Genomic DNA, 26,264 nt, shown 5'->3' on the forward strand with positions numbered 1-26,264 from the left:
CGAAGGGCCTGTCACCGAACCCCTGGAGGGTGCATGCAGCTCACCGACCTCACCGCCGTTCGGCTCCTCGACGGTTACCGCACGGGCGAGTTCAGCCCGGTCGAGGTGACCGGGGCGGCGCTGGAACGGGCGCGGCACGGCCGGCCGGAGGTGAACGCGTTCGTGCGGCTCACCGAGGAGGACGCGCTCACCCGGGCCCGGGAGTCAGAGGCCCGCTGGCGGCGCGGGGAGCCGGCCGGGCTGGTCGACGGGGTGCCGGTGACGGTCAAGGACGTCCTGCTGCTGCGCGGCCACCCCACGCTGCGCGGCTCGAGGACCGTCGGTGAGCAGGGCGCCTGGGACGAGGACGCGCCGCCGGTGGCCCGGCTGCGCGCGCACGGCGCGGTGTTCCTCGGCAAGACCACCACGCCCGAGTTCGGCTGGAAGGGCGTCACCGACTCCCCGCTGACCGGCATCACCCGCAACCCGTACGACCCCACGCGCACCGCGGGCGGCTCCAGCGGGGGCAGCGCGGCGGCCGTCGCGCTCGGCGCGGGTCCGCTGTCGCTGGGCACGGACGGCGGGGGCAGCATCCGGATCCCGGCCGCGTTCTGCGGGGTCTTCGGGCTGAAGCCGACGTACGGCAGGGTGCCGCTGTACCCGGCGAGCGCGTTCGGCACGCTGTCGCACACCGGCCCGATGACCCGGGACGCGGCCGACGCGGCCCTGCTGCTCGATGTCATCGGCGTGCCCGACCCGCGGGACTGGTCGGCGCTGCCGCCCGCGCCGGGCTCCTTCCGGGAGGCGCTGAAGGGGGGCGTGCGGGGGCTGCGGGTGGCGTACTCGCCGTCGCTGGGCGGGCAGGTGGCGGTCGAACCGGCGGTGGCCGCGGCCGTACGGCGGGCGGTGACCGCGCTCGCGGGCCTGGGGGCGTACGTCGAGGAGACCGATCCCGACTTCAGCGACCCGGTGGACGCCTTCCACACCCTGTGGTTCACCGGCGCGGCCCGGCTGACCCGGAACCTCCCGCCGCACCGCCGCCAGGCGCTGGACCCCGGGCTGCGGGAGATCTGCGCGCGGGGCGCCCGGATGAGCGCGCTGGACTATCTGGCCGCGGTGGACGTCCGGACGAACCTCGGGCGGCGGATGGGGCGTTTCCACGAGCGGTACGACCTGCTGGTGACGCCCACGCTGCCGATCACGGCGTTCGCGGCGGGCCGGGAGGTGCCGGAGCGCTCCGCCCACCGGCGCTGGACGGGGTGGACGCCGTTCACCTACCCCTTCAACCTGACCCAGCAGCCGGCGGCGAGCGTGCCGGTCGGGGTGGACGGGGCGGGGCTGCCGGCGGGGATGCAGATCGCCGCGGCCCGGCACCGGGACGACCTGGTGCTGCGGGCCGCGCACGCCCTGTACCAGGCCGGGGCGGCCGGTGTCGCCGGGCCGGGTCCTGCGGGACCGTGACGCCGGGCGTAGCCTCGAAGGAGCACCCGGTTCGGGGAGATGGTGGCCATGAGCCTGCGGTTACGGTGCAGGGCGGCCGGTGTACTGACGGTCGTCGTGCTCGCGCCCTGGTCGGCACCGGGCGCGTCCGCGGCACCACCCGACGCCTTCCCCGGGCGCAACGGACGGATCGTCTTCGTCAGCGACCGGGACGGCAACGACGAGATCTACACGATGAACGCCGGGACGACGCCCGCGGACCGCGCCTCGCTCAGGAGGCTCACGAACAACGCGGTGCCCGACCGCGACCCGGTCTTCTCCTCCGACGGAAGCAAGATCGCCTTCGCGAGCCTGCGCGACGACAACTGGGACGTCTACACCATGAACGCCGACGGCACGGACGAGACCAGGATCACCACCGAGGCGTCGAACGAGTTCCAGCCCACCTTCGCCCCCGGGTTCACCCGGCCGCGGCAGACGATCGCCTTCACGAGCACCCGCGACGTGTCCGCCGCGCACCCCTTCAACTACGAGATCTACCGGCTGGATCCGGAGAGCGCCCGGCTGGCCATGCAGCTCACCTTCGACCCCGAGCTGGACACGGAGCCGGCGTGGTCCCCGACCGCCTGTCAGATCGCCTTCTCCAGCAAGCGCGCCGGCGGCAACCGCGACATCTACGTCATGGGGTGCTCCGGTCTGGACACACGACGGCTCACCACGGGACCGTCGAACGACTCCTGGCCGGCCTTCTCCCCGGACGGGACGAAGATCGCCTTTCAGAGCAACCGGGGCGGCAACACCGACATCTACGTGATGAACACCGACGGCACCGGGGTGACGCAGGTGACGAACGACGTGTCGGAGGACTGGCAGCCGGCCTTCTCACCGGACGGCGCCTGGGTCGTGTACAGCTCGTGGAACGGCCTCGGCAACGCCGACATCTACGCCAGGAAGCTGGACGGGACCTCGGAGCAGCGCCTGACCAGCGGGCCGGGCGAGAGCACGCGCAACACGCAGCCCGACTGGCAGCCGGTCCCTTAGCAGGGGGCCGGCGACGCCGGGGCCCCCGCCCGGTTCGGTGCCGGTGAGGGAGAAGTGACGGAGGCCGCCGGGGATCGGGGTGACCGTCGGGTTCTCCGGTGGGGATTCCGTGGAGGCGAAGGGCGGGAAGCGGGCGCAGATCACGGCACGCGTGAACGGGGCGGGGAAGACCTCGCCCGCGAGAGGCGGCACCTCCCCCGTTCTCGCGCAGGTCAGGGGCGCGTGGTCGGTCAACGGGCCTGCCGGGCCGCGCACATCGCGCCGGGTCGGGCGGGACGCTGACGCGTCGTCCGGCCGGGAAAACCGGGGTGCATAGCCCGGTTCCGCTTGGGTAGCCGCGCCGCCATGGCTCCACCACTAGGCAACGACGTACACACGATCCGGTCGGAACACAGACACACCCGGCGCTCGGTACTGGCGGGCCTCGCCGCGTTCGGCGCGCTGGGCGCGGCGGGCTGCACCCGGGTGGCGTCGGCCTCCGGCAAGGACGGCGGCGACCTGCTGGAGCGGCTGCGCGCGCTGGGTGTCGTACGGCTGGGGATCGCCGGCGAGATTCCCTTCGGGTACATCGACCGGGACGGCAAGCTCACCGGGGAGGCGCCCGAGCTGGCGAAGGCGGTCTTCAAGCGGCTCGGGGTGGACCGGGTGCAGCCGGTGCCGACCGAGTTCGGCTCGCTGATACCCGGCCTGAAGTCGCAGCAGTTCGACGTGGTGGCCGCGGGGATGTACGTCACTCCGGACCGCTGCGAGCAGGTGATCTTCGCCGACCCCGACTACCGGATGCCGGACGCCTTCATCGTCCCCAAGGGCAACCCGCTGCGCCTGCGCACCTACGCGGACGCACTGCGCCGGCACGCCAAGGTGGCCACCGGCACCGGCTACGCGCAGATCCAGCACGCCGTGGAGGCGGGCTACCGGGAGAACGACCTCGTCATCGTCCCCGACCAGGTCGCCGGGCTGAACGCGGTGGAGTCCGGGCGGGTCGACCTGTTCGCGGCCACGGCCGTCACCGCCCGGCTGGTCGCCCGGGGCTCCGCCAAGGCCGAGTCGACCGAGCCGTTCGTCGCGCTCGTCGACGGCAAGCCGAAGGCGGACGGCGGGGCGTTCGCGTTCCGGCCGAACGAGACCCGGCTGCGGGACGCCTTCAACGCCGAGCTGCACAAGCTGCGCCGCAGCGGGGAGCTGTACCGGATCGTGCGGCCCTTCGGCTTCACCAAGGCCGAGATGACGACCCTGACCGCGAAGGAGCTGTGCGGCTCATGACCGCGGGACTGTGGGAACTCGTCCTCCAGGGGATCGGCATCACCCTCCAGCTGCTGGTGTACGGCGCGCTGCTCACCGTGGTGGTCTCCTTCGCCGTCGGTGCCGCGCGCACCCACCGCTCGCGCCTGGTCCGCTTCCTCGCGGCCTGCTACACCGAGGTGTTCCGCGGCATCTCGGCGCTGGTGATGATCTTCTGGGTGTTCTTCGTACTGCCGGTCGCCTTCGGCTGGCAGCTGGTGCCGATGTGGGCGGGCACGCTCGCGCTGGGCCTCACCTACGGCGCGTACGGCTCGGAGATCGTGCGCGGCGCCCTCGCGGCGGTGGACCCGGCCCAGCGGGAGGGCGGGATCGCGCTCGGCTTCTCGCCCTGGCAGCGACTGCGGCTGATCCTGCTGCCGCAGGCGGTGCCGGAGATGATCCCGTCCTTCTCCAACCTGCTGGTCGAGCTGCTCAAGGGCACCGCGCTGGTGTCCATCACGGGGATGGGCGACCTGGCCTTCAGCGGCAACCTGGTCCGCCTGGCCCTCCAGCAGAGCGGCCAGATCTACGCCTACCTGCTGCTGATCTACTTCGTGATCGCGTTCCTGCTCACCCGCGGCATGCGGGTGCTGGAGCGCCGGCTGAAGGCGGAGGTGGCCCGGTGAACTGGGACTGGGGAGCCGTCTCCGACTTCATGCCGTACTTCTGGAAGGGCCTGCTGGTCACCCTGGAGGCGCTGGCCCTGGGGTCGCTGATCTCGTTCGCGCTGGGCCTGGTGTGGACCTTGCTGATGCGCACGCCGACCCGGTGGGTGCGCTGGCCGGTGGGGATCCTCACGGAGTTCGTGCGGGACACCCCGCTGCTGGTGCAGCTGTTCTTCCTGTTCTACGTGCTGCCCGAGGCGGGCGTGACCCTGTCGCCGCTGACCACCGGCGTCCTGGGGCTGGGGCTGCACTACTCGACGTACACGATGCAGGTCTACCGGGCCGGTATCGAGGCGGTGCCGGCCGGGCAGTGGGAGGCCGCGACCGCGCTCAGCCTGCCGGTGCGGCGCACCTGGACGGCGGTGGTCCTGCCGCAGGCGGTCCGCCGGGTGGTGCCGCCGCTCGGCAACTACGTCATCGCGATGCTGAAGGACACGCCGATGCTGATGACGATCGGCGTGCTGGAGATGCTGGGCCGGGCGCGGCTCGTCTCCCAGCAGCACTTCCAGTTCACCGAGCCCCTGACGGTGATCGGGGTCGCCTTCGTCGTCGTCTCGTACCTGGCCTCCGTTTGTCTGCGCACCCTGGAGCGACGCCTTGTCCGTTGAGACCAGCAAGCAGCCGGCCGTGACCGGCACCCCGACGACCGAGCTGATCCGCATCGAGGGGGTGACCAAGCGGTTCGGGGACAACACCGTCCTCGACGGTCTCGACCTGTCCGTGGACGCGGGCCGGCACGTCACCCTCATCGGGCCCTCCGGCTCCGGCAAGACCACCATCCTCAGACTGCTGATGACCCTCGCCGAGCCGGACGCGGGCACGATCACCGTCGACGGCCAGCGGCTGTTCCCGGCGCCGGAGCGGCAGGTCCGGGAGGTCCGCAAGAAGATCGGGATGGTCTTCCAGCAGTTCAACCTGTTCCCGAACATGTCGGTGCTGCGCAACCTCACCGAGGCGCCGGTCCGGGTGCTCGGCCTGTCGAAGGACGAGGCCGAGGCGCGGGCCCGGGAGCTGCTGGACCTGGTGGGCCTGGCCGACAAGTGCGACGCGAAGCCGACCCGGCTCTCCGGCGGCCAGCAGCAGCGGGTGGCGATCGCCCGGGCGCTGGCGATGCGGCCCCGGGTGCTGCTGCTGGACGAGGTGACCTCCGCGCTCGACCCGGAGCTGGTCGCGGGCGTGCTCGACCTGCTGCGGGACATCGCGCGCAGCACCGACATCACGATGCTGTGCGTGACCCACGAGATGGGGTTCGCCCGGGACATCTCCGACCAGGTGCTGATGTTCGACGCGGGCCGGGTCATCGAGGCGGGCCCGCCGGAGAAGATCTTCGGCGACCCGGAGCGGGAGCGGACCCGGGAGTTCATCAGCGCGGTCCTGTGACGGCGGGGCGTGCGGGCGGAAAGAGCCGAGGTCCGCTGACTGGGGCATGACCGTGGCATATGCCAGAGGATCACCGCCCCAGTTGGGGGCCGGGGCGCACGGGCGCAATCTCGCCAACACCCTCTCCCCGTGCAGCCTTTGACGGCTATCGTGGTAACGATCCGCCGACCCGGATCGTGGCCGAGGGGGACCGACATGAGGATCGAGCCGACCGCCCCGTACCACTCCGCCCAGGACGCGCTGCGCGTGCTGGAGACCGTGGCCCGGCACCCCGCCGGTGCCACCGACACCGAGCTGGCCCGCCGCACCGGCCTCGGCGCCGAGCGGCTCACCGCCCTGCTGCGCATGCTGCGCCGCGAGGGCTACGTCGAGCAGGTCGGCGACGGCGCGTACGTCACCGGCGACACCCTGCGCCGGCTCACCTCGGCGCACGACCGGGAGCGGGCCCTGCGGGACAAGCTCCAGCACACCCTGGACCGGCTGCGCGACTCGGTCGGCGCGGCGGTCTACCTCAGCCGGTACCTCGACGGCGAGGTCCGGGTCACCCAGTACGCCGCCGGGCCGACCGCCCCGGCGGTCAACGAGTGGGTGGACTTCCGCTGCTCCGCCCACGCCACCGCCGTCGGCAAGAGCCTGCTGACCCAGCTGGACCGCAACGCCCGCCGCGAGCACCTCTCCCGGTACAAGATGGCCCGCCTCACCTCGCGGACCATCACCAGCGACAAGCTGCTGCTGTCCCGGCTGGAGTCGCAGCCGGCGACGGTGCCGGTGCTGGACCTCCAGGAGTACGCGGTCGGCACGGTCTGCGCGGCGGTACCGCTCACCGCGGGTTCCGCGGTGGGCTGCCTGGCCGTCTCGCTCCCGGTGGAGCACGCGCACCGGCTGAAGCGGGCGGCGGAGACCCTGAACCGGAGCGCGACCCCGGTGGTCCTCTCACTGACGATCTAGGACGATCCAGCCGCCGCGCGGGGTGCCACCCGGGTGGTCACGAGCACCCCCCGGGACCAGGTAGTATTTTCTTCGTCGCCGGCCGCGGAGGAAAAATCCGAGGCAGGCGGGAGTCATGCGCCGCTAGCTCAGTTGGTTAGAGCAGCTGACTCTTAATCAGCGGGTCCGGGGTTCGAGTCCCTGGCGGCGCACGATGACGATGGCGAGCTACGTCCGCAGAAAGCGCGGACCTGGCTCGCCATCTCTGTTATTGCGCGGCTTCGCCGCGCGTTGTGGGGGCTCCGCCACCCACACCCCCTACGGAAGGGCCCCTCGCGGAAGCGAGGGGCCCTTCGGCGTCCTCCGCGGTCAGCCGCCGGTACGACTCCTCCCCCGGCGGCCGCCACCACACCGGGTCGGCGCAGGCGTACCCTTCCCGCCGCAGCCGGGCCCGCTCGATCTTGTGGGTCGCGGTCACCGGCATCCGCTCCACCACCCGCACGAACCGGGGAGCCATCTTCGTGCCGAGGTCCGGCTGGGCCCGCAGGAACGCGGCGAAGGCCGCCGGGTCGAAGGTCCCGGCGATCGTCGCCATCACCTGGTCCCCGGTCACCGGGTCGGGCACGCCGTACACGGCGACGGCGTCCGCGCCCGGGTACCGGGCCACGATGTTCTCGATCGTCGCGGCGGCGAGGTTCTCCCCGTCGACGCGGATCCGGTCGTCGGTCCGGCCCGCGAAGTACAGGTAGCCGCCGGTGTCCCGGTAGAAGAGGTCGCCGGTCCAGTACGCCCCGCCGCGGCGCCGCTCGGCCTCGGCGGCCGGGTTGCGCCAGTAGCCCTCGAAGGGGTTCGGGCCCCGGTTGACCAGTTCGCCGATCGCCTCCTCGCCGTTGAGCAGCCGCCCGGTGCCGTCGAAGACGGCCGGGGGGCACTCCCGCCCGGTGGCCGGGTCCAGGACCACCAGGCCGGGGCCGGCCGGACCCACCGCGCCCGGCGGGGTCCCGGGCGCCCACTGGACGGCCGCGCCGCCCTCCGAGGAGCCGTACCCCTCCACCAGCCGCACCCCGAAGCGCCGTTCGAAGGCCGCCGCGTCCAGCGCGCCCGCCTCCGTCCCGAAGCCGAGGCGCAGCGGGTGGTCCCGGTCGTCGGGCCGGGGCTCGGTGGCGAGGAGGTACTGGATCGCCCGGCCGACGTAGGTGAAGTAGGTCGCTCGGTAGCGGCGCACGTCGGGCAGGAAACCGGAGGCCGTGAAGCGCCGGCGCAGGGCCACGCCGGCCCCGGCGGCCAGCGCGGGCGCCCAGTCCGCGATCACGGCGTTGCCGTGGAACATCGGCATGCAGACGTAGTGCACGTCGTCCGCGCGGACCCCGAACTGCCGGACCAGGGCCTGCCCGGCCGCCGCCAGCCGGCCCTGGGAGCAGAGCGCGGCCTTGGGGGCGCCGGTGGAGCCGGAGGTGAAGTACAGCAGCAGCCGGTCGGCCGGGGCGGCCCGGGACGGGTCGGGCACGGCGCCGGCGTAGGGCGCCAGCAGGGCGCCGTACTCCGGGGTGTCCGTGACGAGGAACCGCACCCCGGGCAGGTCGAGCCCGGCCAGCAGCGGCAGGCGGGCCTTCTCGGTGACCAGGACCGGGCACTCGGTGTGCCGGATGTCCCGGGCCAGTTCGGGGCCGCGCCGGGTGGGGTTGATCCCGGCGACGGCCGCTCCGGCGAGGGCCGCGGCGCCGAGCCAGAGCGGGAACTCCTCGGTGTTGTCGAGCAGCACCCCGACGTGCGGTACGGCACCGGGCGGGAGCAGGTCGGCCAGCAGCGCGGCGCGGGCCGCGGCGCCGGCGGCCGCCTCGTGGTGGGTCAGCACCCGGTCCTCGCACCACAGCCCCGGCCGGTGGTCGCCCCAGCGCGCCGCGACGAGCGCGGCGACCGTCGTGGTCTCCATGGCCCAGCACGCTAACTGACGAGCCGTCAGATGAGGAGGGCTACGGCATCATCCCGCCCGACTCGGTGAACATCATGTGGGCCACGGCCATGAAGCCGACGCAGAAGGCGCACGCCACACCGAGGAGGACCAGCCCGACGCCGGTGCCGGCGGCGAGCCTTCCGCGCGCCGGGGGGCGGGCGGTGGCCCGCTCGGGAAGCTCCGGGAGGTAGCGGACGGTCACGAAGTCGCCCTCCAGGACGGTCGCGGGGCCGTCCTCCTCCTCGAAGCGGACCGTGCGGCCGTCGCGGGTGGTGAACTCGTAGACGTGGTGCAGGGTCGTGTGCACGGAGGTGTCCCCGCCGCCCCCGCTGGTCGTCGTGTACATCCGCAGGCAGCGCGCCTCGGCGGTCAGGCCGTGCGCCCACGTCCTGCTGATCCGCCGGGCACGGCGGACCAGCAGGTACGCGGCGTACACGAAGCCCGCCAGCATCACTCCGGGCACGGCGTAGAAGAGCGACTCGAACATGAGGTCCCCCGAGGAAGGTCGGTCCGCCGCTCCTGGTCGAGCGGTGTGGCGGGAACCTACCCGCCGCGCGGGGCGCCCGGCCTCAAGGGAACCTCAGTTTCCGTGCTGTACCCGGAGGGGGATCAGAAGGTGACGTCCGAGCAGGCGTAGAACGCGTTGCCCGTGTCGGCGATCGTCCACACCGCGAGGATGACGTGGTGTCCGCTCAGGCCGGTCGGCAGGGTGCCGCTGTGGCTGAGGGTGGCCGGCGGGCGCTGCCCGTTGTACGGCACCGTCAGGAACGGGGTGAGGTTGAGGTCCGAGCGGGAGAGGTTGTGGTTCTGGTTCCAGCCCGGCTTGGTGACGTAGTACCGGAAGTCGGTCGTGGCGTGCATGGCGGTGAACTGCCAGCGGAAGGTGTACGACTGACCGCCCGTCACCTTGGTGGTCGGCCAGGCCGCGCCGGACGGCGTCTTCGGCGCGCTGAGCTGGGCGAACTGGCCCAGGCCCGCGTTGCATATCTGGCCGTCGGCGGGCCCGCCGGCCGGGAAGCCCTTGGGGCCCTCGACGCTCTGCGGCTCCCACTGGATCTGGCCGCAGCCGGCGACGGTGCCGTTCTGGCAGAGCTTCTGCCTGCTGATGGGGAGGTCGGTGTAGCCGTGGCCGCTGGCGCCGCCGGTGGAGAGCGCGAACGCTCCGGCGGTCACCGCGCCCAGCACGACCGCGGACAACTTGGTCTTGGTGCGCATACTGCCGCTCCTGGGGAACGTGGGGAGTTCGGTGAGCCGTGCAGAGTAGGTCTAGACCAAGTCTCAGATTATTGCTGGGAATTGAACATGTCCATACCAATCGCAGGCCGGCTGCGGACCGGTCCTACACGGGCTCGGAGCGCCCCGAGCAGAACGCCACCGTCAGGTCGCGGACCAGCACCTTGCGCTCGTAGTCGTCCAGTTCGACCAGCCCGCGCATGGTCAGCCGGGTCACCGTGTCCTCCACCGAGTCCACCACCGAGCTGAGCATGCTGGCCCGCTGCCGGGCGTCCAGCGCGGCGATCCGGCGCCGGTGCATCGCGGCGGCCACCTCGGGGGCGTAGTCCACCCGGACCGGCTGCACCGAGAACACCTCCACCCCGACCGGCGCGGTCTCCTGCGCCACCAGCCGGGTCAGCGCGTCCCCGGCCGCCGTCGTCCCGCCCCGCGCGCCGCCCGCGTGCTCCACCGGCACCCGGGCCAGCGCCGCCTCCACGCACTCGCGCAGGTACGTCTCGTGGTCGTCGATGCCGAGCAGGGCGCGCGCGGTGTCCCGCACCCGCCACACCACCAGCACCACCACCCGCAACGCCACCCCGTCCGGGTCCGTCGCCGGCATCGCCTCGCTGCGCCAGTGCCGCAGCCGCACATCGACCCGGCGGCGCGGCACGAGCGGGTTCACCCACAGCAGCCCGGTGCGCCGGACCGTGCCCCGGTACCGCCCGAACAGCCCGAGCACCCAGGCCCCACCGGTCCGGCCCCGGGCCAGCCCGCCGAAGCCCAGCGCCCCGAGCATCCCGGCCCCGGCGTACGCGGCCCACTGCGCGGGACCGAGACCGCCCGTGGACGCCGGCAGCCGCAGCGCCTCGGCGGCGAGCGGCGGCAGCAGCCCCGCCCACCAGGTGGTGGCCAGACAGCCGGTGACCCCGCAGGCCCCGGCGAGCACCCCGGCCGCGCCGGGCAGCACCCTGGCCGGCCGTTCCGCCAGCCCCGGATCGACCTCCGGCAGCGGACGTCGGCGCACCGGCACCGGGCGGCGCAGCCGGGGCTGCTCACCGGTGCCCTGCCGGCGGGCCACCACGGCCGGCCGCAGCGGCACCTTCACCGGGTCGGGGTCGTCCCGGAAGAGCAGGTGGACGGGGATCTCGGTGGTCGCCTCGTTCTGGATCAGGCGGGCCGGCCGGGCGCAGGGGCCGGTGCCCGCGCCGTCCGACTGCCCCTCGGACTCGGGCGGCGTGTGGGATGTGGTCGTACTCATGCGTGCTCCAGCCTCCGCGCCAGACGCGTCATGAACAGGGGGTGGATGGGGGGGCCGGTGCCCGGGCCGGTCAGGCGAACAGACGGCGCCAGGTCTCCGGGCCCGGGTAGCCGTCGGCCGCGCCGCCCCGCCAGCCCTGGGCGCGCTGGAAGGCCTCCACGGCCCTCCGGTCCGCATCGCCCCAGTGCGGGCCCGGACCGAGGTCGTAGAACCGGCCGAACCCCTTCTTCACCAGCTGGGCGCCCAGGCGCGTGACGTGGTCGTTGGCCGCGCCCGGACGGAAGTACCGCCGGCCGGGATAGCCGGGCACCCCGTGCGAGGCGGGTGCGCCGGGACCGGAGCCGGCCGCGCCCGGGTGGGCCGCCACCGCCTTCCCGCCGGCCGCCGCCACCGCCTTCCCGCCGGCCGCCGGCGGCGCGACGGCCGCGGCCTTGGTCACTCCCTTGTAGCGGTAGGGGACGTACTTGTCGGCGTTGCTCCAGTAGGGGTAGGGGGTGGCCTGGCGGCGGGTGTGCGGGGGCGTCTGTTCGTAGACCGTGTAGGAGGTGTGCGTGTGGTCCGTCCAGCCGCCGAAGATCACGACGTGGGAGCCCTTCTCGGGGTTGTCGGGGTTGTGGTACAGCAGGATGTCGCCGGGCTGGAGCTCCTCCTTGGTGATCTTCACTCCGAACTGGCCGAGGCTGCCGGTCCATTCGTTGTTCGGCAGGCCCCAGGCCATGGAGACGTAGCCGGAGCAGTCCTGCCGGTACCCGTCGGACCAGAAGGCGTACATGCTGTACGGCACCTGGGCGGCCACCCAGACCTTGGCCCGGTTGATGATCTGGGTGCGGGTGGTGGCGGGGATCGGGGCGGTGGCGGGTCCGCCGGGCCTGCCCGCCTGGCCGTGCAGGGGAGCCTTGGCCCCCTGCGGGGTGTCGGGTGCGCCGTCGCCGGGCAGGGCCTGGCGGTGCGGGGAGTGGTCGGGGGCGAGGGCGGCGGCCGGGGGGACGGCGGCGAGGGCGGCGGACGCGGCGGCCACGACCACCACGCCGCGGGCCGCCGGCCGGCCGCGGCCGGACGGCGGGCGGGGAGCCGCCCGCCGTCCGTGGACACAGCCTGGACAGCCGCAGTCGCTCGCCGGGTCGACGTCCTCGAACACGGGAGCGGTCATGCGATCTGCCTCACATTCGGGGGTGTTTTGTCCGCGAGTGTGCACGTTGATCAGTTTCCCAACTGTGCACAGAACGCGCATTTTGACGGTCCGAATGATGTACGCCGCCCTCCGCGGCCCCCTCCCGCCGCCTCCCGGTGGTCGGGAGCACCCTTCGAGATCCGGTAGAGTTTTCCCTGTCAGCAGGCGCCGCTAGCTCAGTTGGTTAGAGCAGCTGACTCTTAATCAGCGGGTCCGGGGTTCGAGTCCCTGGCGGCGCACCGACCGGAAGGCCCCTCGCGAAAGCGGGGGGCCTTCCGCATGTCCCGGCTCCCCCACACCCGCACTCGCACGCCCCCGCTCCATCCCTTCCGCCCGAATGGCCGGATACCCTCTCGCCATGGCAGCCCGGGACCTTCAGGAGCGGATCAAGAAGCTGATCGTGGACCAGCGGCTGCCCTCGGGCGCCCCGCTGCCCACCGAACCGGAGCTGATGCGGCTCCTCGGGGCGAGCCGGAACTCGGTGCGGGAGGCCCTGAAGGCGCTCCAGGCGATGGGGATCGTGGAGATCCGGCACGGGTTCGGGACGTACGTGGGCTCGATGTCGTTCGCGCCGATGATCGAGGGGCTGGCCTTCCGGACCGTCGCCGGCCACTACCGCGGCGAGGACTCGCTGCTCCAGTTGCTGGAGCTGCGCGAGGCCGTCGAGACCGGGCTGGTGTCGCGGCTGGCCGGGCGGCTGCCGGAGACGGACCTGGTGGAGCTGGAGGCGCTCGTGGAGCGCATGGAACGGGAGGCCGCCGAGGGCACCGGGCTCGCCGGGACCGACCGCGCCTTTCACGCCACCCTGTACCGGGGTCTGGACAACGTGCTGCTCGGCGAGGTGCTGGAGGCGTTCTGGGAGGCCTTCCACCGGGTGCAGCAGGACCTCGTGGAGGTCGCGCAGGACCCGCGGGTCACCTGCCGCCAGCACCGGGAGATCCTGGACGCGGTGCGCTCCGGTGACTCCCTGCGCGCCGAGCGGGCCATACGGGACCACTTCGGCAACCTGCGCAGCCGGCTGACCCCGGCGGCCGTGCCCCACCGGTGAGCCACCGCGCGGGCGCTCAGCCGCGCGTCCCGGTGAGGTAGGCGGAGACCACGACGTTCGCCGTGTAGCTGCGGCTGGCGCGGTCGAAGGAGCCGCCGCAGGTGATCAGGCGCAGCTCGGCGCGGCCGGGTTCGCGGGGACCGTAGGCCTGCCGGGCGTCGAAGCCGTCGCGGGGCAGCACGCGGACGTCGTCGACGGTGAAGTCGGCGACCTTGCCGTCCGCGCGGAAGACCCGGACCGTCTCCCCGCGCTTGACCGTGCTGAGCCGGTAGAAGACGGCGGGCCGGGTCTCGGTGTCGACATGGCCCACCAGCAGGGCCGGCCCGGCGGCGCCCGGCTCGGGACCGGCGCCGTACCAGCCGACCACGCCCGGCTGGTCGTACGGCGGCGGGTCGACCGCGCCACGGGCGTCCAGACCGCGGGCCACCACCGGGGCCTGGACACCCAGCCGGGGGATGTCGACGCGCTGGGGCACCGCGCCGGCCAGGGGCTTCGCCGGGCTCGGCAGCCACAGGGGGCCGGCGTCCCGGCCGAGGGCGAGGACACCGCCGGCGGCCGGGCCGCCCGTGCCCTCCGGTACGCCGGTCACCCCGCGCCCCCACAGCCACAGCCCGCACAGCAGCAGCGCCCAGGTCAGGACGGTGAGCAGCCGCCCGGTGCCGGTGGTGCGCCCCTCGTCGGCCATGGCGGGTTCAGCGGGGGCCGCGGCTCCGGCGGGCGCGCAGCCCGACGGCGACCGCGGCGACCCCGGCGAGCGCGAGGCCGGTCACCGCCTGCCCGGTGTCGGGGCCGGATCCGCTGCCGGCCACGGTGGCGAAGTGCGCGGTGCCGCCGCCGCCCGCGGGGACCGGGGCGACCGGCGAGGCGGCCTGGGCGGGCGGCTCCATGGGCTCTGCCGGGCGGCCGGCGCCGCCCGCCTCCGTGACGGTGATGGTGCCGGTACGCACGGAACCGGCGCAGCTGATCTTCACCGTGTAGGCGCCGGGCGCGAGGGCGGAGCGGACCCGGGTCTCGCCGGTGAGGCTGCCCTGGGCGCCGGTCAGCTGGGCGTCGGCGACGAAGGCGGCCGAGGCGGCGCTTCCCTGGGCGCCGGTGCAGCCGCTGACCCGCAGGGTGATGTCGTCGCCCGGCGCCGGGGTGGCGGGGGTCACGGTGACGGCGCCGCCGTCCGCCGCGTGGGCGGCCGGGGCGACCGTGGCGCCGGCGGCGACGGCGAGGAGTCCGGTACAGACAGTGAGGCGTAGTGAGCCCATCGTGAACCTCCAGTTATCTGGAGGCTCCCCCGCCCCAGGCGCCTCCGCATCCTCGGGAGGCGCCTTGTTGCTCCGAACGGGTGATGCCGGGTTTCGGCGGGGTCTGTTCCCTGCTCAGACCAGGTCGACGAGGTCCGCGATGGAGTCGACCACCTGGGAGGGGCGGAAGGGGTAGCGGTCCACGTCGTTCGGCTGGGTCACGCCGCTGAGCACCAGGAAGGTGCGCATCCCGGCCTCCAGGCCCGCGAGCACGTCGGTGTCCATGCGGTCGCCGATCATCGCGGAGGTCTCGGAGTGGGCGCCGATCGCGTTCAGCCCGGCCCGCATCATCAGCGGGTTGGGCTTGCCGACGAAGTAGGGCTTCTTGCCGGTCGCGGCGGTGATCAGGGCGGCGACCGAGCCGGTGGCGGGCAGGTCGCCCTCGGTGGACGGGCCGACGTTGTCGGGGTTGGTGGCGATGAACCGGGCGCCGTCGTTGATCAGCCGGACCGCCTTGGTCAGGGCCTCGAAGGAGTAGGTGCGGGTCTCGCCGAGGATCACGAAGTCCGGTTCGTGGTCGGTGAGGATGTAGCCGATGTCGTGCAGCGCGGTGGTCAGGCCCGCCTCGCCGATGACGTAGGCGGTGCCGCCGGGCCGCTGGTCGTCCAGGAACTGGGCGGTGGCCAGCGCCGAGGTCCAGATGTTCTCCACCGGCACGTCCAGACCCATCCGGCGCAGCCGGGCGTGCAGGTCACGGGCGGTGTAGATGGAGTTGTTGGTGAGGACCAGGAAGGGCCGGCCCGACTCGCGCAGCTTCTTCAGGAAGGCCTCGGCGCCGGGGATCGGGACGCCCTCGTGGATCAGGACGCCGTCCATGTCGGTGAGCCATGACTCTATGGGCTTGCGGTCTGCCATGCTGTGCGTCTCCTGGCGTACGTACGGTCGGGGAGCGGGGGCGCCGGAACCACGGCGTACCGACGCCCCCAGCCTAGTCAGGACCGGCCGTTCCCGACCCCGTCGATCTCCCGTTCTCCCCGGTCAGCTGACCGGGGACGGCCTTTCCGCGCCCCGGTCGGCCGCCGGTGGCGGCCTTCCGGTCCTCGACGTACGCCGTGAGGTTCTCCGCGATGTCGTCCCGGTCGGGCTCGAAGACCTCGACGCCGTCCACCAGCCGGGCCGGCGCGCGGGCGTCGGCGCCGGCGGCCGTGACGGAGTCGAAGCGGATGCCCGTCTCACCGCTCCCCGGCGGGCCGGGCGAGCAGGGCGGGCAGGCCGGCGACGGAGTCCAGCACATGGGTGGCGCCCGCGGCGGCGAACTCCGCGTCGCCGTGGGCGCCGGTACGCACGCCGACGACCAGGCCCGCTCCGGCGCGTACGCCGCTGAGCACGTCGTACGACGTGTCACCGGCCACGGCGACCTGCCGTACGTCCTGCGCCGCCTTCGTCCGGACGAACGCCTCCAGCACCATGTCCGGGTACGGCCGCCCGCGCCCGCCGGCGTCGGCCGGGCACAGGGTGAGCGGGACGAGGTCCCGCCAGCCGAGGGCGTCGAGGATCGCGTCCCGGGTGACACGGGCGAAACCGGTGGTCAGGACGACGGTACGGCCGCTGCCCGTCAGTTCCTCGACGGCCTCGCGGGCGCCGGGGACGGGGGCGACCAGGCCGGCGCCGACCAGGTCGCCGTACGCCTTCTCGAAGGCGGTGTTGGCGCGCCGGGCGCGGTCCTCGTCACCGAACAGGTGCCGGAAGACGGAGATCTTGGACTCGCCCATGGTGGCACGGACGTAGGCCAGGTGCTCGGTGTGCTCGGCGGAGCCGGGCTCGACACCCAGCTCGGCGGCGGCCGCCTCGAAGGCACGCTCGACCAGACCGCCGTCGGCGACGGTCGTACCGGCCATGTCGAGGACGACGAGCCGGATGTCCGCGGGGTCGGTGGAAGGCTCCATCGGCGTGTCCGGGGTGTCCGTCGGGGTGTTCGGGGTGTTCGGGGTGTTCATCGGGTGGCTCACCAGCCCAGTTCGTTCGCGGTGGTCTCGGCTATCGCGGGGGCGCAGGTCATGCCGCGCCCGCCGGGCCCGGTGACCAGCCACACCCCCTCGCGCACCTGCTGCCGGTGCACCACCCGGCCGGGCTCGGTGCACTGCGCGTACACCCCCGCCCAGCGGCGCCGGATGCGGGGCAGCGGCCGGCCGAGGAGGGACTCCACGACCCCGGTGAGGTGCTCGTACGGATCCTCGACGGTGTCGAAGGCGAAGGGGTGCTCGTACGCGTGGGTGTCGCCGATGGTCAGGCCGCCGTCGGCGCGCTGGACCATGAGCAGCTGCATCCGGTGCGCGGCGGCGGTGTCCGCCTGCGGCTGCCGGGCGTTGAGGTCGTCCAGCGCCGGGGAGGCGTAGGCCGGGTAGTAGCGGAAGCTGTCGGCGTCGGCGACAGAGGTGGGCAGCGGCTCGCCGAGCGGGTCGGTCTGCATCATCTGGAGCCGGACGCGGCGCACGGGGAGCTCCGGGCCCGCCAGTTCGCGCACGAGTCCGCCGAGCCAAGCACCGGTGCACAGGACGACGACGTCGGCGCGGTGCACCTCGCCGTGGTCGTCGCGGACGGTCCCGGCGCCGGTCACCTCGCGCACCTCCCGGCCCGGCAGGAACGTGTAGTCCGGGGACTTCAGCAGCTCCTCGCGCAGCGCGAGCTGGGCGGTGCGGGGCTCCACGGCCGCGTCCCGCTCGCAGTACAGGGCGGCGGTGAAGTCGCCGCGCAGGGCGGGGTTGAGGGCGCGCGCCTCGCCCGGGGCGAGCAGCTCGTAGCCGCGGGCGGCGGCGTCCGCGCGGGCCACGGCGGCCTCGGCGACGGCGAGTTCGAGCGGCCCGCGGACGGGGGTGAGGGACCCGTTGGCGCGGAAGCCGAGCCCCGGCACCCGTCCGCCGACCGCCTCCCACAGCTCCCGCGCCCGCAGCGCGGTCTCCAGCTCTTCCCCGCCGGCGCGCCCGCTGACCCAGATCTGCCCGAAGTTGCGCAGCGAGGCGCCGCGCGCCTCGCTCTCGCGCTCGATCTGGACGACCTGGTGGCCGCGCTCCACTGCCTGCCAGGCATGCAGGGTGCCCACCACGCCGGCTCCGACGACTGTCACTTTCACGGCGGCAACGCTCCTCGCGATTCGGGAACCGGAAACGTCCGGCTGACAACGAGAGCGTGAACCAGGTACCGCGTTTGGGCTAGACCCGTTATCTTTTCGTGACCAATGAATGAGGTCCTGATGGGGTGATTCGGCCTGCTTTCCGGGGTCTTCAGCCCTGGAGGTGGGTGGTGAAGGAGAACCGGTCACCGCGGTAGAGCGAGCGCACCCGCTCCAGCGGGGCACCCTCCGCGTCGCGGGAGATCCGGTGGATCAGCAGCATCGGCAGGGCGGGCGGGGTGCCGATGAGCAGGGCCTCGCGGGGAGTGGCCAGCACGGTCTCGATCCGCTCGTCGGCGTCGCCGAAGGTGATGCCCTGGGCCGCGAGATAGCCGTAGAAGGAGGAGTCCGGGTCGAAGTCGGAGTCCAGCCGGGGGACCCGCGCGACGGCGACGTACGTGCTCTCCAGGCCGACCCGCTCCTCGTCGGCGAGCAGCACCCGCTCCAGGTGCCACACCGGCTCGCCCCGGGTGAGGCCGGTCTCGGCGGCGAGCGGCTCCGGGCACGGGAACCGGTCGAGGGTCACGAGGGTGCGGCCGGGCTGCCGCCCCTGCCGGCGCACGCCCTCGGTGTAGCTGGCGAGGGACAGCGGCTGCGCCAGCTTGGGCCCGGCGACGACGGTCCCCCGGCCGCGCCGCCGCAGCCGGCCCTCCAGCACCAGCTCCCGTACCGCCTGGCGCACGGTCTCCCGGGCGACGTCGTACCGCTCGGCGAGGTCCCGCTCGGTGGGGATGACGCTGCCGTCCCCGAGTTCCTCCAGCAGCGCGGCGATCCGCGCCTTCACCGCGTAGTACTTGGGGATGCGCCCGTGCTCCGGGATACCGGAGCGGACGGGGGCGCCGGGGGCCTGGTCGTTGGGGTAGTCCACGGGGGGATCGTCGCAGACGGGGGGCGGGGGTGGTGGGCGGGGGCTTTCGGCTCGGGGGCGGTGGTCTGGGGTCAGTGGTTAGGGGTCGGTGGTTAGGGGTCGGTGGTCGGGGGCCGGTGGGCGGAGGAGGCCGGTGGTTCGGGGGCGCACCGGTTCGGGGCCAGTGGTTCCAGTGGTCGCGGGGTCAGCGGCGGTTGCGGACGAGGAGATAGGCGCCGGCGCCTACGCAGCCGAGGGCGGCGAGGGCCGCGAGGAGGCCGTGGGCGAGGGCGCCGGGGCCGCCGAGGCCGGTGCGGGCCAGCTCGCGTGCTCCTTGGGCGAGGGTCAGGGAGGTGTCCTGGTCGTCCTGGTCGTCCACGTCGTCCGGGTCATAGGGGCCATCAGGATCGTCCGGGTCGTCCGGGTCGTAGCGGCCGTCACTGCCATCCGGGTCGTCACGGCCATCCGTGCCGTTCGTGCCGGTGCCGCCGGTACCGTCGGTGCCGTCCGTGTCCGCGGTGCCGGAGTCGGTGGCCGGTGCGCTGCTGGACGGGGTGGTCGGCAGGCCCTCGGTCTCCTGGGCGTTCTCGGCCTCCTGGACGGCCTGGTCCTCCCGCACGGCTTCCTGCGTCTCCTCCTCGCCCTCCCCGCCCTCCCCCTCCTCGCCGATCGAGAAGCGGTACGCGTTGGACTCGCCGACCCAGTCCCCGTCCTCGCCCCGCCGCTGCACGACGGCCGCGTTGGCGGTGACCTGGTCGGCCACGGCGTCGGAGGGGAGCGCCAGCCGGACGCGGACGCTCACCGTCCGGCCGGGTGGCACGGTGAACCCGCCGAAGCCGGCGCCGTCCAGCACGCCGACCAGCTCCTGCTCGTCGGTGCTCTCGAAGGTCACCGGCCGGTTCCGGGCGCCGTCGTAGAAGTCCAGGTGGGGCTGGTCCGGCCGCAGCGCGCGTTTGTCGTCGACCAGCACCACGACCGGGTGGATGCCGGCGCAGGTCCGGGGGGTGGTGTTGGTGAGGTCGATGTACCAGGTGCCGTATCCGCCGCCGGCCTCGTAGGAGCCGGGGCCGCCGCGGATCCGGGTGGACAGCGGGAAGGCCCGCGCGTCGCCGCCGACGCAGGAGGGGGGCGGCGGCGTGGCGGCGAGGGCGGGAACAGCCGACGGGGGGACGACGACGGTTGCGGCGGCGAGGGCTGCGGTGACGGATGCGGTGCGGCGGGGGGACGGGGGCGTGCGCGGTCGCATGAACACATAACCATGCCGGTCGGTGCGGGCGAGGAGCGGCGGCGCTCCGGGTGTGGGGCGAAGTCCGCTCGATCAGCGGAGCGGGTGGGGTCGGCGGCCGGCAGTGCCGTAGGGGTACCGGCCGGGCGCACCCGCAGTGGAGCTGGTCGCGCAGTTCCCCGCGCCTCTGGAGAAGTACGGCTCCGTCGGCTCGGGCAGCTCGTCGGCTCAGCGACGCCGCCCGCCGCTACGGCGCGCCACTCCACCGAACCCACGTGGTCGCAGGCGTCACACCCCGTGCCGCGGGCAGTCGTGGCGCAGGCCGCCGTACAAGCCCCGTCACGCGTCCCCCCGCCCGAACAACGGCGCCAACAGCAGCTGGGCGGCCCCCTCGGCCACCACCCGCTCACCCCGCGGAGCGACCCGTACCGGCACCGCGCCCCCACGCACCCCCTCCCGCCGCGCCCGCGCCCCCAACACCTCTCCGACCCCCCGCACATACGCCTCGGGCGCCCCGGCCACGGTCCGCCCCCCGAGCAGCACCACGTCGATGTCCAGCAGCCCCACCAGATTCCCGGCCGCGACCCCCAGCACCCGCGCCGCCTCGCCCACGTCCCCCCGCGCGACCGCCCCGAGGCACAGCACCTCCACGCACCCCCGGTTCCCGCACTCGCACAGCGGTCCGTCCAGCTGGATCACCTGGTGCCCGAACTCCCCCGCCCCGGTCCGCGCTCCCCGGTGCACGCTCCCGCCGATCACCAGCCCGGCCCCGAGCCCGGTACCTAGGTGCAGATAGGCGAAGGACCGGCCCGCGCCGCCCGTCTCCCCGCAGACCGCGAGCCCCAGCGCCGCCGCGTTGGTGTCCTTGTCCACCACCACCGGCACCGCCAGCCGCTGTGCGAGCGCGTCCCGCAGCGGAAAGCCGTCCCACTCGGGAAACCCGGTGACCCGGTGCAGCACGCCCCGCGCGTGGTCCAACGGCCCGGGCAGCGCGACCCCCACCCCCACCAGCGTCCCGGCCCCGCCGAGCCCCCCGCCACCGCCGGTGGAACCCTTCCCTCCGGCAGCCGGGGAACCGCTGCCCGCGAGCGAGCCCGCGGCCACGGTCCGCACCGCCGCGGACACCGCCCCCAGCACGGCCTCCGCCCCGGCCCCCAGGTCCAGCTCGGCGCACCGTTCCGCCACCACGGCCCCGTCCAGGTCCACGAGCACGACCCGCAGCTCGTCGCGGTCCAGGTGCACCCCGACCGCGTGGCCCGCCTCCGGGACCAGCCGGAGCACGGTCCGCGGCTTGCCCCCGGTCGACGCCCGCCGTCCGGCCTCCGCGGCGAGCCCCCGCTCCCGCAGCCGCGCGGTGATCTTGCTGACGGCCTGCGGGGTCAGCCCGGTGCGCTCGGCCAGTTCCAGCCGGCTGATGCCCTCGGCCCCGGCGTCCCGCAGCAGCCCCAGCACCAGTGCCGCGTTGTGACTGCGCAGTGCCCCCAGGTTCACCCCGGCGGCCCCACCGCCCCTCGCCCCCGAAGCCCCTCCGGCCCCTCCTGCCCCTGAGGTCCCTGCCGTGCCTGCAGTCCCTGGCGCTGTCCTCGGTGCGTTCACCCTCTTCACAGCCCCCATTCTCCCCACCGCTTGCACTTTCGCAACAGCGTTGCCAAAGTGGGAGCCATGACTGCTACCCCCCTCCGCGTCGGCCTGATCGGCTACGGCCTCGCCGGCTCCGTCTTCCACGCCCCGCTGATCGCCGCCACCGAGGGCCTCGCCCTGGACACCGTGGTCACCTCGAACCCGGAGCGGCAGCAGCAGGCCCGCGCCGAGTTCCCGGACGTGACGCTCGCCGCCACCGCCGAGGAGCTGTTCGACCGCGCGGACGCGCTGGACCTGGTCGTCGTCGCCTCCCCGAACAAGACGCACGTCCCGCTGGCCACGGCCGCCCTCAAGGCCGGTCTGCCGGTGGTCGTGGACAAGCCGGTCGCCGGCACCGCGGCCGAGGCCCGCACGCTCGCCGCCCTCGCCGAGGAGCGCGGGCTGCTGCTCTCGGTCTTCCAGAACCGCCGCTGGGACAACGACTTCCTGACCCTGCGCCGGCTCCTCACGGACGGCGAACTCGGCGACGCCTGGCGCTTCGAGTCCCGCTTCGAGCGCTGGCGCCCCCAGCCCAAGGGCGGCTGGCGGGAGTCCGGCGACCCGGCAGAGATCGGAGGTCTGCTGTACGACCTCGGCAGCCACGTCGTCGACCAGGCCCTGGTCCTCTTCGGACCGGTCACCGAGGTCTACGCCGAGGCGGACGTCCGCCGCCCCGGCGCCGAGACCGACGACGACACCTTCATCGCGCTCACCCACGCGAGCGGCGTCCGCTCCCACCTCTACGTCTCGGCGACCGCCGCCCAGCTCGGCCCCCGCTTCCGGGTGCTGGGCTCCCGCGCGGGCTACGTCAAGTACGGCCTGGACCCCCAGGAAGCGGCCCTGCGCGAGGGCAGCCGCCCCGGCACCGTCGCCGACTGGGGCGCCGAGGACCAGTCCCTGTGGGGTCGTATCGGCTCCGGCGAGTCCCCGCTGACCGGCGGCGGCACCCCGGTGCCGACCCTCCCCGGCGACTACCCGGCCTACTACGCGGCCGTCGCCGCCGCCCTGCGCGGCACCGGCCCCAACCCGGTGACCGCCCTGGAGGCGGCCGCCGCGCTCGACGTACTGGAAGCGGCCCGCAGGTCCGCCCGCGACAAGGTGACGGTGACCCTCTGATGTCCCAGACCACACCCCGGACCACGCCCGAACCGGTCCCGTCCGTCGAGGAGCTTCAGGCGCAGCAACGCCGTCTGGTCTTCGACCGGTTCACCCACGAGGACGCCTGGGCCCTCGGCTCCCTGCTGGTGGAGCTGGCCCGGGAACGCCAGGCGCCGGTCGCCGTCGACATCCACCGCGCCGGCCAGCAGCTCTTCCACGCGGCCCTGCCGGGCTCGACCCCGGACAACGACGCCTGGATCGCCCGCAAGCGCCGGGTGGTGGAGCGCTACGGCGCCCCCTCCTACCTGGTCGGCGCCCGCTTCCGCGCGAAGGGCACGACCTTCGAGGAGTCATCCCGCCTCGACCCGGACACCTACGCGGCCCACGGCGGGTCCTTCCCGATCACGGTCGAGGGCGCCGGGGTGATCGGCGCGGTGACGGTCTCCGGCCTGCCCCAGCTGGAGGACCACCGGTTCGTGGTGGAAGCGCTGGAGGTCTTCCTGGACCGTTCGGCCCGCTGAGCGGACGGCGGGAATCAGCCGGGACTCCCTCCGGTTGGCTGTGGCGGAAGACCTGATGATCATGGCGCAGTCACCCACCGGAGGGACCACCCCGATGACCGCTTCACCGAAGGAGACCGTCGGCCGCTACGGCATCTGGAGCCACGAGCTGCGCTCGGAGGATCCGGACCGGCGCGGCGAACTCGCCGAGGGCGCCGCCGAACTGGAGGAACTCGGGTTCGGCGCCGTCTGGCTGGGCGGCAGCAGCACCCTGGACCACGCGGTCCCGCTCATCGGGGCGACGCGGCGCATCGTCGTCGGCACCAGCATCCAGAACATCTGGCAGCGGGACGCCGCCACCACGGCGGCCGGCTTCGGCGAGGTGGAGACGGCCCACCCCGGCCGCTTCGTGCTGGGCCTGGGGGTGAGCCACGGCCCGCTGGTGCAGGGCTACCGCCGCCCGTACTCCGCGATGGTCGGCTACCTCGACGAGCTGGACAAGGCGGGCGTCCCGGCCGACCGCCGGGTGCTCGCCGCACTGGGCCCCAGGATGCTGGGCCTGGCCGGCGACCGCGCGGCCGGTGCGGTCCCCTACCTGGTCACGCCCGAGCACACCGCCCGGGCCCGCGAGATCCTCGGCGAACAGCCGCTGCTGGCCCCCGAGTTCAAGGTGGTCCTGGAGTCCGACCCGGCCCGTGCCCGGGAGACGGCCCGCGCCTACCTGGCCCGCTACCTGCGGCTGCCCAACTACACCGACAACTTCCTCCGCCTCGGCTTCACCGAGACCGACATCGCCGACGGCGGCAGCGACCGGCTCATCGACGCCGTCTTCGCCTGGGGCGACGAGACGCGGATCCGCGAGCGCATCACCGCCTTCCACGAGGCGGGCGCCGACCACGTCGCACTCCAGGTGGTGAACGGCGGCACCGGCGACACCCTGCCGAGGGAGGAATGGCGCAGGCTCGCCTCACTCCTGGCGTGAGCGCATCGCCCCGAAGGGGCGCGGGGGAACCGCGCGAGCGACCACGACGGCCCGGAGCCGCCGCACTCGCGCGGTTCCCGCCCCTCTAGGCGTCCTTGAGTTCCTGCCGCTGACGGCCGAGCCCCCCGATCTCCAGCTCCACCACGTCCCCGGCCCGCAGGTACGGCTTCGGCTCGGGCTGCCCCATGGCCACCCCCGCCGGCGTCCCCGTGTTGACGACATCCCCGGGGTACAGCGTCATGAACTGGCTGAGGTACCGCACGACCTCCCCCACGGGGAAGATCTGCTCGGCCGTCGTGCCGTCCTGCTTCAGTTCCCCGTTCACCCACAGTCTCAGCGACAGCCGCTGCGGATCCGGGACCTCGTCGGCCGTCACCAGCCACGGGCCCAGCGGGTTGAACGTCTCGCAGTTCTTGCCCTTGTCCCACGTCCCGCCGCGCTCGATCTGGAACTCCCGCTCGGAGACGTCGTGCGCCACCGCGTACCCGGCGACGTGCGCGAGGCCCTCCTCGGCGGAGTCCAGGTAGCGGGCCGTACGGCCGATGACGACCGCGAGTTCGACCTCCCAGTCGGTCTTGGCCGAGCCGCGCGGCACCAGCACGGTGTCGTACGGCCCGACGACCGTGTCCGGCGCCTTGAGGAAGACGACCGGCTCGGGCGGCGGCTCGACGCCCGTCTCGCGGGCGTGGTCGTGGTAGTTGAGGCCGATGCACACGACCTTGCCGATGCGGCCGAGCGGGGGGCCGATCCGGAGGCCGGCCGCGTCCAGCGCGGGCAGCTCACCGGTTCCGGCCGCCGCCCGTACCCGGTCCAGCGCGGTGTCGTCGGCGAGGAGCGCACCGTCGATGTCGGCCACGACGCCCGACAGGTCCCTGAGGGTTCCCCCGGCGTCGAGCAGCGCGGGGCGCTCCGCCCCTGCCGTACCGACTCGCAGCAGCTTCATGGTCACAATCTCCCTCGATCGCGGGCGCCCGACCGATGGGTGCAGCCATCGGAGGACTGGCCGATCCTCCAATTCCCCCGTCCAGTCCGCAAGACCCTGTTCACGTACTGGACCGTAACCGGACGGCCGTCACCGCTCAGCGGGACAGCAGGGCCTGTTCCGCCGAACTCCAGGCCGTGCTGGTGACGACGTACAGCGCCGCGGCGAGCGGGACCACCGCCACGGTGACGAGGGTGAAGAAGGACAGGAACGGCGCGAACCGGGTGACCGCGGCCAGGGCGGGCACCTCTCCCGCGGGGCCGACGGGAGCCGGCTGTGCGGCCGTCGTGCGCCGGGCGCGCCGGAAGTTGACGGTGGCGACGGCCGCGACGACGGCGAAGAGGCCGAGGTAGACCAGTCCGGCCTGGCCGAACAGCCCGCCGTCCGTCAGGGCATCGGCCCAGCGCCCGCCGAGCGGGGCCGTGAGCAGCCGGTGGCCGAGCAGGCCGTTGTCCTCGCCGCCGATCGTGGAGCTGGAGAAGAGGTGGTAGAGCAGGAAGAACGCGGGCACCTGGAGCAGGCTGGGCAGGCAGCCGGAGAGCGGCGAGACCTTCTCCTGGGTGTGCAGTTCCAGCACCGCCCGCTGGAGCCGCTGCGGGTCCTTGGCGTGCTTGCGGCGCAGTTCGGCGATTCTCGGCTGGAGCGCGGCCTGGGCCTTCCGGCCGCGGGCGGCGGCCCGGGACAGCGGGTGGACGAGGAGCCGTACCAGCGCGGTGAACAGGACGATCGCGGCGGCTGCCGCGGAGGCGTGGAAGAGCGGGGTCAGCAGGTCGGCCAGCTGCTCGACCAGACGGGCGAAAACGGACATGGGTGAGCCCTCCGGGGGTCTCGTCGTGCCGGAAGTGAGCGGAAGACGGCATGACGACCCGCGCGGGGTCACGCGCTCGGAAGGTGTGCGGAGGTGCCCTACGCGGCGGTCGCCGGAGCGGCGAGTCCGGGTGCCCTGGGCCGCCGCCGACCGGGCGCGTCGGGATCGCGCTGGGGCAGGAACGCCGTACGGCGGGCCCGGTCGCGTATCGCCGTGCGGACGCGGGTCGGCGGTACGGCGGGCACGCCGCGCGCGGACAGCAGGGCACAGGCGGCGAGGGCGGCGGCCACGGTGGAGGTCGCGGCGAGGGCGACGGCGGTGCTGAGGCCGCCGGTGCCGAGGAGGGCGGCCTGGAGCAGCAGCAGCTGCGCCAGGAGCAGCAGGGGGGCGAGGGCGCGCACGGCGCCGACACGGCCGGTCATCACCGCTCCCCCCTCCTGCT

The 26,264-nt window shown here is 73.9% G+C and carries 28 protein-coding genes, 2 tRNA genes and 1 pseudogene; 13 read left to right on the forward strand and 18 right to left on the reverse strand.

All coding sequences use genetic code 11. The annotated features are described in order from the left end of the window. Positions 1–33 precede the first annotated feature (33 nt). Together IEZ20_RS02935 and IEZ20_RS02940 are read left to right on the forward strand one after the other, a co-directional pair. The gene (locus IEZ20_RS02935; RefSeq protein WP_189294458.1) at positions 34–1,440 is read left to right on the forward strand and encodes an amidase; all 1,407 of its coding nucleotides are present in this window, start codon (positions 34–36) and stop codon (positions 1,438–1,440) included. A 48-nt stretch (positions 1,441–1,488) separates the two neighbouring features. Further along, positions 1,489–2,460 carry a TolB family protein gene (locus IEZ20_RS02940; RefSeq protein ID WP_189294459.1) on the forward strand — a complete coding sequence of 324 codons (972 nt, stop codon included), beginning with the start codon at positions 1,489–1,491 and terminating at the stop codon, positions 2,458–2,460. 48 nt (positions 2,461–2,508) lie between these two features. On the opposite strand, the pseudogene IEZ20_RS40650 reads toward IEZ20_RS02940, so the two are convergent. Then, positions 2,509–2,715 (reverse strand): annotated as a pseudogene (locus tag IEZ20_RS40650) (DUF3830 family protein); the annotation flags it as partial. 90 nt (positions 2,716–2,805) lie between these two features. On the opposite strand from IEZ20_RS40650, the gene ehuB reads away from it, so the two are divergent. The 6 genes from ehuB (at position 2,806) to IEZ20_RS02970 (ending at position 6,925) form a co-directional block, all read left to right on the forward strand. Next, entirely contained in the window at positions 2,806–3,723 is a 918-nt protein-coding gene (gene ehuB, locus IEZ20_RS02945) for an ectoine/hydroxyectoine ABC transporter substrate-binding protein EhuB (protein WP_189294460.1), read from the forward strand. Beyond that, entirely contained in the window at positions 3,720–4,367 is a 648-nt protein-coding gene (gene ehuC / locus IEZ20_RS02950) for an ectoine/hydroxyectoine ABC transporter permease subunit EhuC (RefSeq protein WP_189294461.1), read from the forward strand. Before ehuB ends, ehuC begins: the two co-directional genes overlap by 4 nt. Further along, positions 4,364–5,014 carry an ectoine/hydroxyectoine ABC transporter permease subunit EhuD gene (gene ehuD / locus IEZ20_RS02955; protein ID WP_189294462.1) on the forward strand — a complete coding sequence of 217 codons (651 nt, stop codon included), beginning with the start codon at positions 4,364–4,366 and terminating at the stop codon, positions 5,012–5,014. The genes ehuC and ehuD overlap by 4 nt, the downstream gene beginning before the upstream one ends. Beyond that, the gene (gene ehuA / locus IEZ20_RS02960) at positions 5,004–5,786 is read left to right on the forward strand and encodes an ectoine/hydroxyectoine ABC transporter ATP-binding protein EhuA (protein ID WP_189294463.1); all 783 of its coding nucleotides are present in this window, start codon (positions 5,004–5,006) and stop codon (positions 5,784–5,786) included. The genes ehuD and ehuA overlap by 11 nt, the downstream gene beginning before the upstream one ends. A gap of 195 nt (positions 5,787–5,981) precedes the next feature. Further along, a complete protein-coding gene (locus tag IEZ20_RS02965; RefSeq protein ID WP_189294464.1) occupies positions 5,982–6,734 on the forward strand; it encodes an IclR family transcriptional regulator in 753 nt (250 codons plus the stop codon). 117 nt (positions 6,735–6,851) lie between these two features. After that, positions 6,852–6,925, forward strand: a tRNA-Lys gene (locus tag IEZ20_RS02970). A 56-nt stretch (positions 6,926–6,981) separates the two neighbouring features. Here the strand turns inward: IEZ20_RS02970 and IEZ20_RS02975 are convergent. From IEZ20_RS02975 to IEZ20_RS02995, 5 genes are all read right to left on the reverse strand, one after another. After that, complete coding sequence (locus IEZ20_RS02975; RefSeq protein ID WP_189294465.1) at positions 6,982–8,646, reverse strand: AMP-binding protein; 1,665 nt, start codon at positions 8,644–8,646, stop codon at positions 6,982–6,984. Positions 8,647–8,686: 40 nt separating this feature from the next. Then, entirely contained in the window at positions 8,687–9,154 is a 468-nt protein-coding gene (locus IEZ20_RS02980; RefSeq protein WP_189294466.1) for a DUF3592 domain-containing protein, read from the reverse strand. A gap of 122 nt (positions 9,155–9,276) precedes the next feature. Then, positions 9,277–9,882: a lytic polysaccharide monooxygenase auxiliary activity family 9 protein gene (locus IEZ20_RS02985; RefSeq protein ID WP_189294467.1), complete on the reverse strand. Its 606-nt coding sequence runs from the start codon at positions 9,880–9,882 to the stop codon at positions 9,277–9,279. Between the two features lie 124 nt (positions 9,883–10,006). Further along, positions 10,007–11,140 (reverse strand): SPFH domain-containing protein, encoded by a 1,134-nt coding sequence (locus IEZ20_RS02990; protein WP_189294468.1) that lies wholly within the window; start codon positions 11,138–11,140, stop codon positions 10,007–10,009. A gap of 70 nt (positions 11,141–11,210) precedes the next feature. Further along, positions 11,211–12,290, reverse strand: a complete 1,080-nt coding sequence (locus IEZ20_RS02995; protein WP_189294469.1) for a peptidoglycan-binding protein — start codon at positions 12,288–12,290, stop codon at positions 11,211–11,213. 186 nt (positions 12,291–12,476) lie between these two features. Between IEZ20_RS02995 and IEZ20_RS03000 the strand changes: the two genes are divergently transcribed. Then, positions 12,477–12,550, forward strand: a tRNA-Lys gene (locus IEZ20_RS03000). A 119-nt stretch (positions 12,551–12,669) separates the two neighbouring features. Then, entirely contained in the window at positions 12,670–13,359 is a 690-nt protein-coding gene (locus tag IEZ20_RS03005; protein WP_189294470.1) for a FadR/GntR family transcriptional regulator, read from the forward strand. Between the two features lie 16 nt (positions 13,360–13,375). Here the strand turns inward: IEZ20_RS03005 and IEZ20_RS03010 are convergent, their stop codons facing one another. The 9 genes from IEZ20_RS03010 to IEZ20_RS03050 form a co-directional block, all read right to left on the reverse strand. Beyond that, on the reverse strand, positions 13,376–14,044 hold the full coding sequence (locus tag IEZ20_RS03010; RefSeq protein WP_189294471.1) for a class F sortase: 669 nt from the start codon (positions 14,042–14,044) through the stop codon (positions 13,376–13,378). A 7-nt stretch (positions 14,045–14,051) separates the two neighbouring features. Then, a complete protein-coding gene (locus IEZ20_RS03015) occupies positions 14,052–14,612 on the reverse strand; it encodes a hypothetical protein (RefSeq protein ID WP_189294472.1) in 561 nt (186 codons plus the stop codon). A gap of 114 nt (positions 14,613–14,726) precedes the next feature. After that, positions 14,727–15,506: an HAD-IIA family hydrolase gene (locus IEZ20_RS03020; RefSeq protein WP_189294473.1), complete on the reverse strand. Its 780-nt coding sequence runs from the start codon at positions 15,504–15,506 to the stop codon at positions 14,727–14,729. 73 nt (positions 15,507–15,579) lie between these two features. Further along, complete coding sequence (locus tag IEZ20_RS03025; protein ID WP_189294474.1) at positions 15,580–15,885, reverse strand: hypothetical protein; 306 nt, start codon at positions 15,883–15,885, stop codon at positions 15,580–15,582. Beyond that, complete coding sequence (locus tag IEZ20_RS03030; RefSeq protein ID WP_373303879.1) at positions 15,824–16,588, reverse strand: phosphonatase-like hydrolase; 765 nt, start codon at positions 16,586–16,588, stop codon at positions 15,824–15,826. Before IEZ20_RS03030 ends, IEZ20_RS03025 begins: the two co-directional genes overlap by 62 nt. An 8-nt stretch (positions 16,589–16,596) precedes the next feature. Beyond that, complete coding sequence (locus IEZ20_RS03035; protein ID WP_189294475.1) at positions 16,597–17,721, reverse strand: TIGR03364 family FAD-dependent oxidoreductase; 1,125 nt, start codon at positions 17,719–17,721, stop codon at positions 16,597–16,599. A gap of 151 nt (positions 17,722–17,872) precedes the next feature. Further along, positions 17,873–18,628 carry a GntR family transcriptional regulator gene (locus IEZ20_RS03040; RefSeq protein WP_189294476.1) on the reverse strand — a complete coding sequence of 252 codons (756 nt, stop codon included), beginning with the start codon at positions 18,626–18,628 and terminating at the stop codon, positions 17,873–17,875. A gap of 184 nt (positions 18,629–18,812) precedes the next feature. Continuing rightward, entirely contained in the window at positions 18,813–19,853 is a 1,041-nt protein-coding gene (locus tag IEZ20_RS40565; protein WP_189294477.1) for a hypothetical protein, read from the reverse strand. Positions 19,854–20,171: 318 nt separating this feature from the next. Further along, a complete protein-coding gene (locus IEZ20_RS03050; protein WP_189294478.1) occupies positions 20,172–21,446 on the reverse strand; it encodes an ROK family transcriptional regulator in 1,275 nt (424 codons plus the stop codon). Between the two features lie 48 nt (positions 21,447–21,494). Between IEZ20_RS03050 and IEZ20_RS03055 the strand changes: the two genes are divergently transcribed. From IEZ20_RS03055 to IEZ20_RS03065, 3 genes are all read left to right on the forward strand, one after another. Beyond that, the gene (locus tag IEZ20_RS03055; RefSeq protein ID WP_189294479.1) at positions 21,495–22,568 is read left to right on the forward strand and encodes a Gfo/Idh/MocA family protein; all 1,074 of its coding nucleotides are present in this window, start codon (positions 21,495–21,497) and stop codon (positions 22,566–22,568) included. Beyond that, the gene (locus tag IEZ20_RS03060; RefSeq protein WP_189294480.1) at positions 22,568–23,071 is read left to right on the forward strand and encodes a heme-degrading domain-containing protein; all 504 of its coding nucleotides are present in this window, start codon (positions 22,568–22,570) and stop codon (positions 23,069–23,071) included. Before IEZ20_RS03055 ends, IEZ20_RS03060 begins: the two co-directional genes overlap by 1 nt. Positions 23,072–23,165: 94 nt before the next feature. Further along, positions 23,166–24,032, forward strand: a complete 867-nt coding sequence (locus IEZ20_RS03065; protein WP_189294481.1) for an LLM class F420-dependent oxidoreductase — start codon at positions 23,166–23,168, stop codon at positions 24,030–24,032. An 85-nt stretch (positions 24,033–24,117) separates the two neighbouring features. Here the strand turns inward: IEZ20_RS03065 and IEZ20_RS03070 are convergent, their stop codons facing one another. From IEZ20_RS03070 to IEZ20_RS03080, 3 genes are all read right to left on the reverse strand, one after another. Continuing rightward, on the reverse strand, positions 24,118–24,975 hold the full coding sequence (locus IEZ20_RS03070; RefSeq protein WP_189294482.1) for a fumarylacetoacetate hydrolase family protein: 858 nt from the start codon (positions 24,973–24,975) through the stop codon (positions 24,118–24,120). A gap of 136 nt (positions 24,976–25,111) precedes the next feature. Next, complete coding sequence (locus IEZ20_RS03075; protein WP_189294483.1) at positions 25,112–25,822, reverse strand: YidC/Oxa1 family membrane protein insertase; 711 nt, start codon at positions 25,820–25,822, stop codon at positions 25,112–25,114. A gap of 98 nt (positions 25,823–25,920) precedes the next feature. Further along, positions 25,921–26,244, reverse strand: coding sequence for a DUF6412 domain-containing protein (locus IEZ20_RS03080; protein WP_189294484.1), 324 nt, complete (start codon positions 26,242–26,244; stop codon positions 25,921–25,923). Positions 26,245–26,264 lie beyond the last annotated feature (20 nt).

Origin of the sequence: Streptomyces cinerochromogenes, from assembly GCF_014648635.1 — a bacterium.
GTDB classification, from domain to species: Bacteria; Actinomycetota; Actinomycetes; order Streptomycetales; family Streptomycetaceae; genus Streptomyces; species Streptomyces cinerochromogenes.

Excerpts from the sequence above, each read along its gene's own strand:
- IEZ20_RS02935 (WP_189294458.1), top strand. The coding sequence starts at position 34 with ATGCAGCTCACCGACCTCACCGCCGTTCGGCTCCTCGACGGTTACCGC.
- IEZ20_RS02940 (WP_189294459.1), top strand. The coding sequence starts at position 1,489 with ATGAGCCTGCGGTTACGGTGCAGGGCGGCCGGTGTACTGACGGTCGTC.
- ehuB (WP_189294460.1), top strand. The coding sequence starts at position 2,806 with ATGGCTCCACCACTAGGCAACGACGTACACACGATCCGGTCGGAACAC.
- ehuC (WP_189294461.1), top strand. The coding sequence starts at position 3,720 with ATGACCGCGGGACTGTGGGAACTCGTCCTCCAGGGGATCGGCATCACC.
- IEZ20_RS02965 (WP_189294464.1), top strand. The coding sequence starts at position 5,982 with ATGAGGATCGAGCCGACCGCCCCGTACCACTCCGCCCAGGACGCGCTG.
- IEZ20_RS02975 (WP_189294465.1), bottom strand. The coding sequence starts at position 8,646 with ATGGAGACCACGACGGTCGCCGCGCTCGTCGCGGCGCGCTGGGGCGAC.
- IEZ20_RS02980 (WP_189294466.1), bottom strand. The coding sequence starts at position 9,154 with ATGTTCGAGTCGCTCTTCTACGCCGTGCCCGGAGTGATGCTGGCGGGC.
- IEZ20_RS02985 (WP_189294467.1), bottom strand. The coding sequence starts at position 9,882 with ATGCGCACCAAGACCAAGTTGTCCGCGGTCGTGCTGGGCGCGGTGACC.
- IEZ20_RS02990 (WP_189294468.1), bottom strand. The coding sequence starts at position 11,140 with ATGAGTACGACCACATCCCACACGCCGCCCGAGTCCGAGGGGCAGTCG.
- IEZ20_RS02995 (WP_189294469.1), bottom strand. The coding sequence starts at position 12,290 with ATGACCGCTCCCGTGTTCGAGGACGTCGACCCGGCGAGCGACTGCGGC.
- IEZ20_RS03005 (WP_189294470.1), top strand. The coding sequence starts at position 12,670 with ATGGCAGCCCGGGACCTTCAGGAGCGGATCAAGAAGCTGATCGTGGAC.
- IEZ20_RS03010 (WP_189294471.1), bottom strand. The coding sequence starts at position 14,044 with ATGGCCGACGAGGGGCGCACCACCGGCACCGGGCGGCTGCTCACCGTC.
- IEZ20_RS03015 (WP_189294472.1), bottom strand. The coding sequence starts at position 14,612 with ATGGGCTCACTACGCCTCACTGTCTGTACCGGACTCCTCGCCGTCGCC.
- IEZ20_RS03020 (WP_189294473.1), bottom strand. The coding sequence starts at position 15,506 with ATGGCAGACCGCAAGCCCATAGAGTCATGGCTCACCGACATGGACGGC.
- IEZ20_RS03025 (WP_189294474.1), bottom strand. The coding sequence starts at position 15,885 with ATGTGCTGGACTCCGTCGCCGGCCTGCCCGCCCTGCTCGCCCGGCCCG.
- IEZ20_RS03030 (WP_373303879.1), bottom strand. The coding sequence starts at position 16,588 with ATGAACACCCCGAACACCCCGAACACCCCGACGGACACCCCGGACACG.
- IEZ20_RS40565 (WP_189294477.1), bottom strand. The coding sequence starts at position 19,853 with ATGCGACCGCGCACGCCCCCGTCCCCCCGCCGCACCGCATCCGTCACC.
- IEZ20_RS03050 (WP_189294478.1), bottom strand. The coding sequence starts at position 21,446 with ATGGGGGCTGTGAAGAGGGTGAACGCACCGAGGACAGCGCCAGGGACT.
- IEZ20_RS03055 (WP_189294479.1), top strand. The coding sequence starts at position 21,495 with ATGACTGCTACCCCCCTCCGCGTCGGCCTGATCGGCTACGGCCTCGCC.
- IEZ20_RS03060 (WP_189294480.1), top strand. The coding sequence starts at position 22,568 with ATGTCCCAGACCACACCCCGGACCACGCCCGAACCGGTCCCGTCCGTC.
- IEZ20_RS03065 (WP_189294481.1), top strand. The coding sequence starts at position 23,166 with ATGACCGCTTCACCGAAGGAGACCGTCGGCCGCTACGGCATCTGGAGC.
- IEZ20_RS03070 (WP_189294482.1), bottom strand. The coding sequence starts at position 24,975 with ATGAAGCTGCTGCGAGTCGGTACGGCAGGGGCGGAGCGCCCCGCGCTG.
- IEZ20_RS03075 (WP_189294483.1), bottom strand. The coding sequence starts at position 25,822 with ATGTCCGTTTTCGCCCGTCTGGTCGAGCAGCTGGCCGACCTGCTGACC.
- IEZ20_RS03080 (WP_189294484.1), bottom strand. The coding sequence starts at position 26,244 with ATGACCGGCCGTGTCGGCGCCGTGCGCGCCCTCGCCCCCCTGCTGCTC.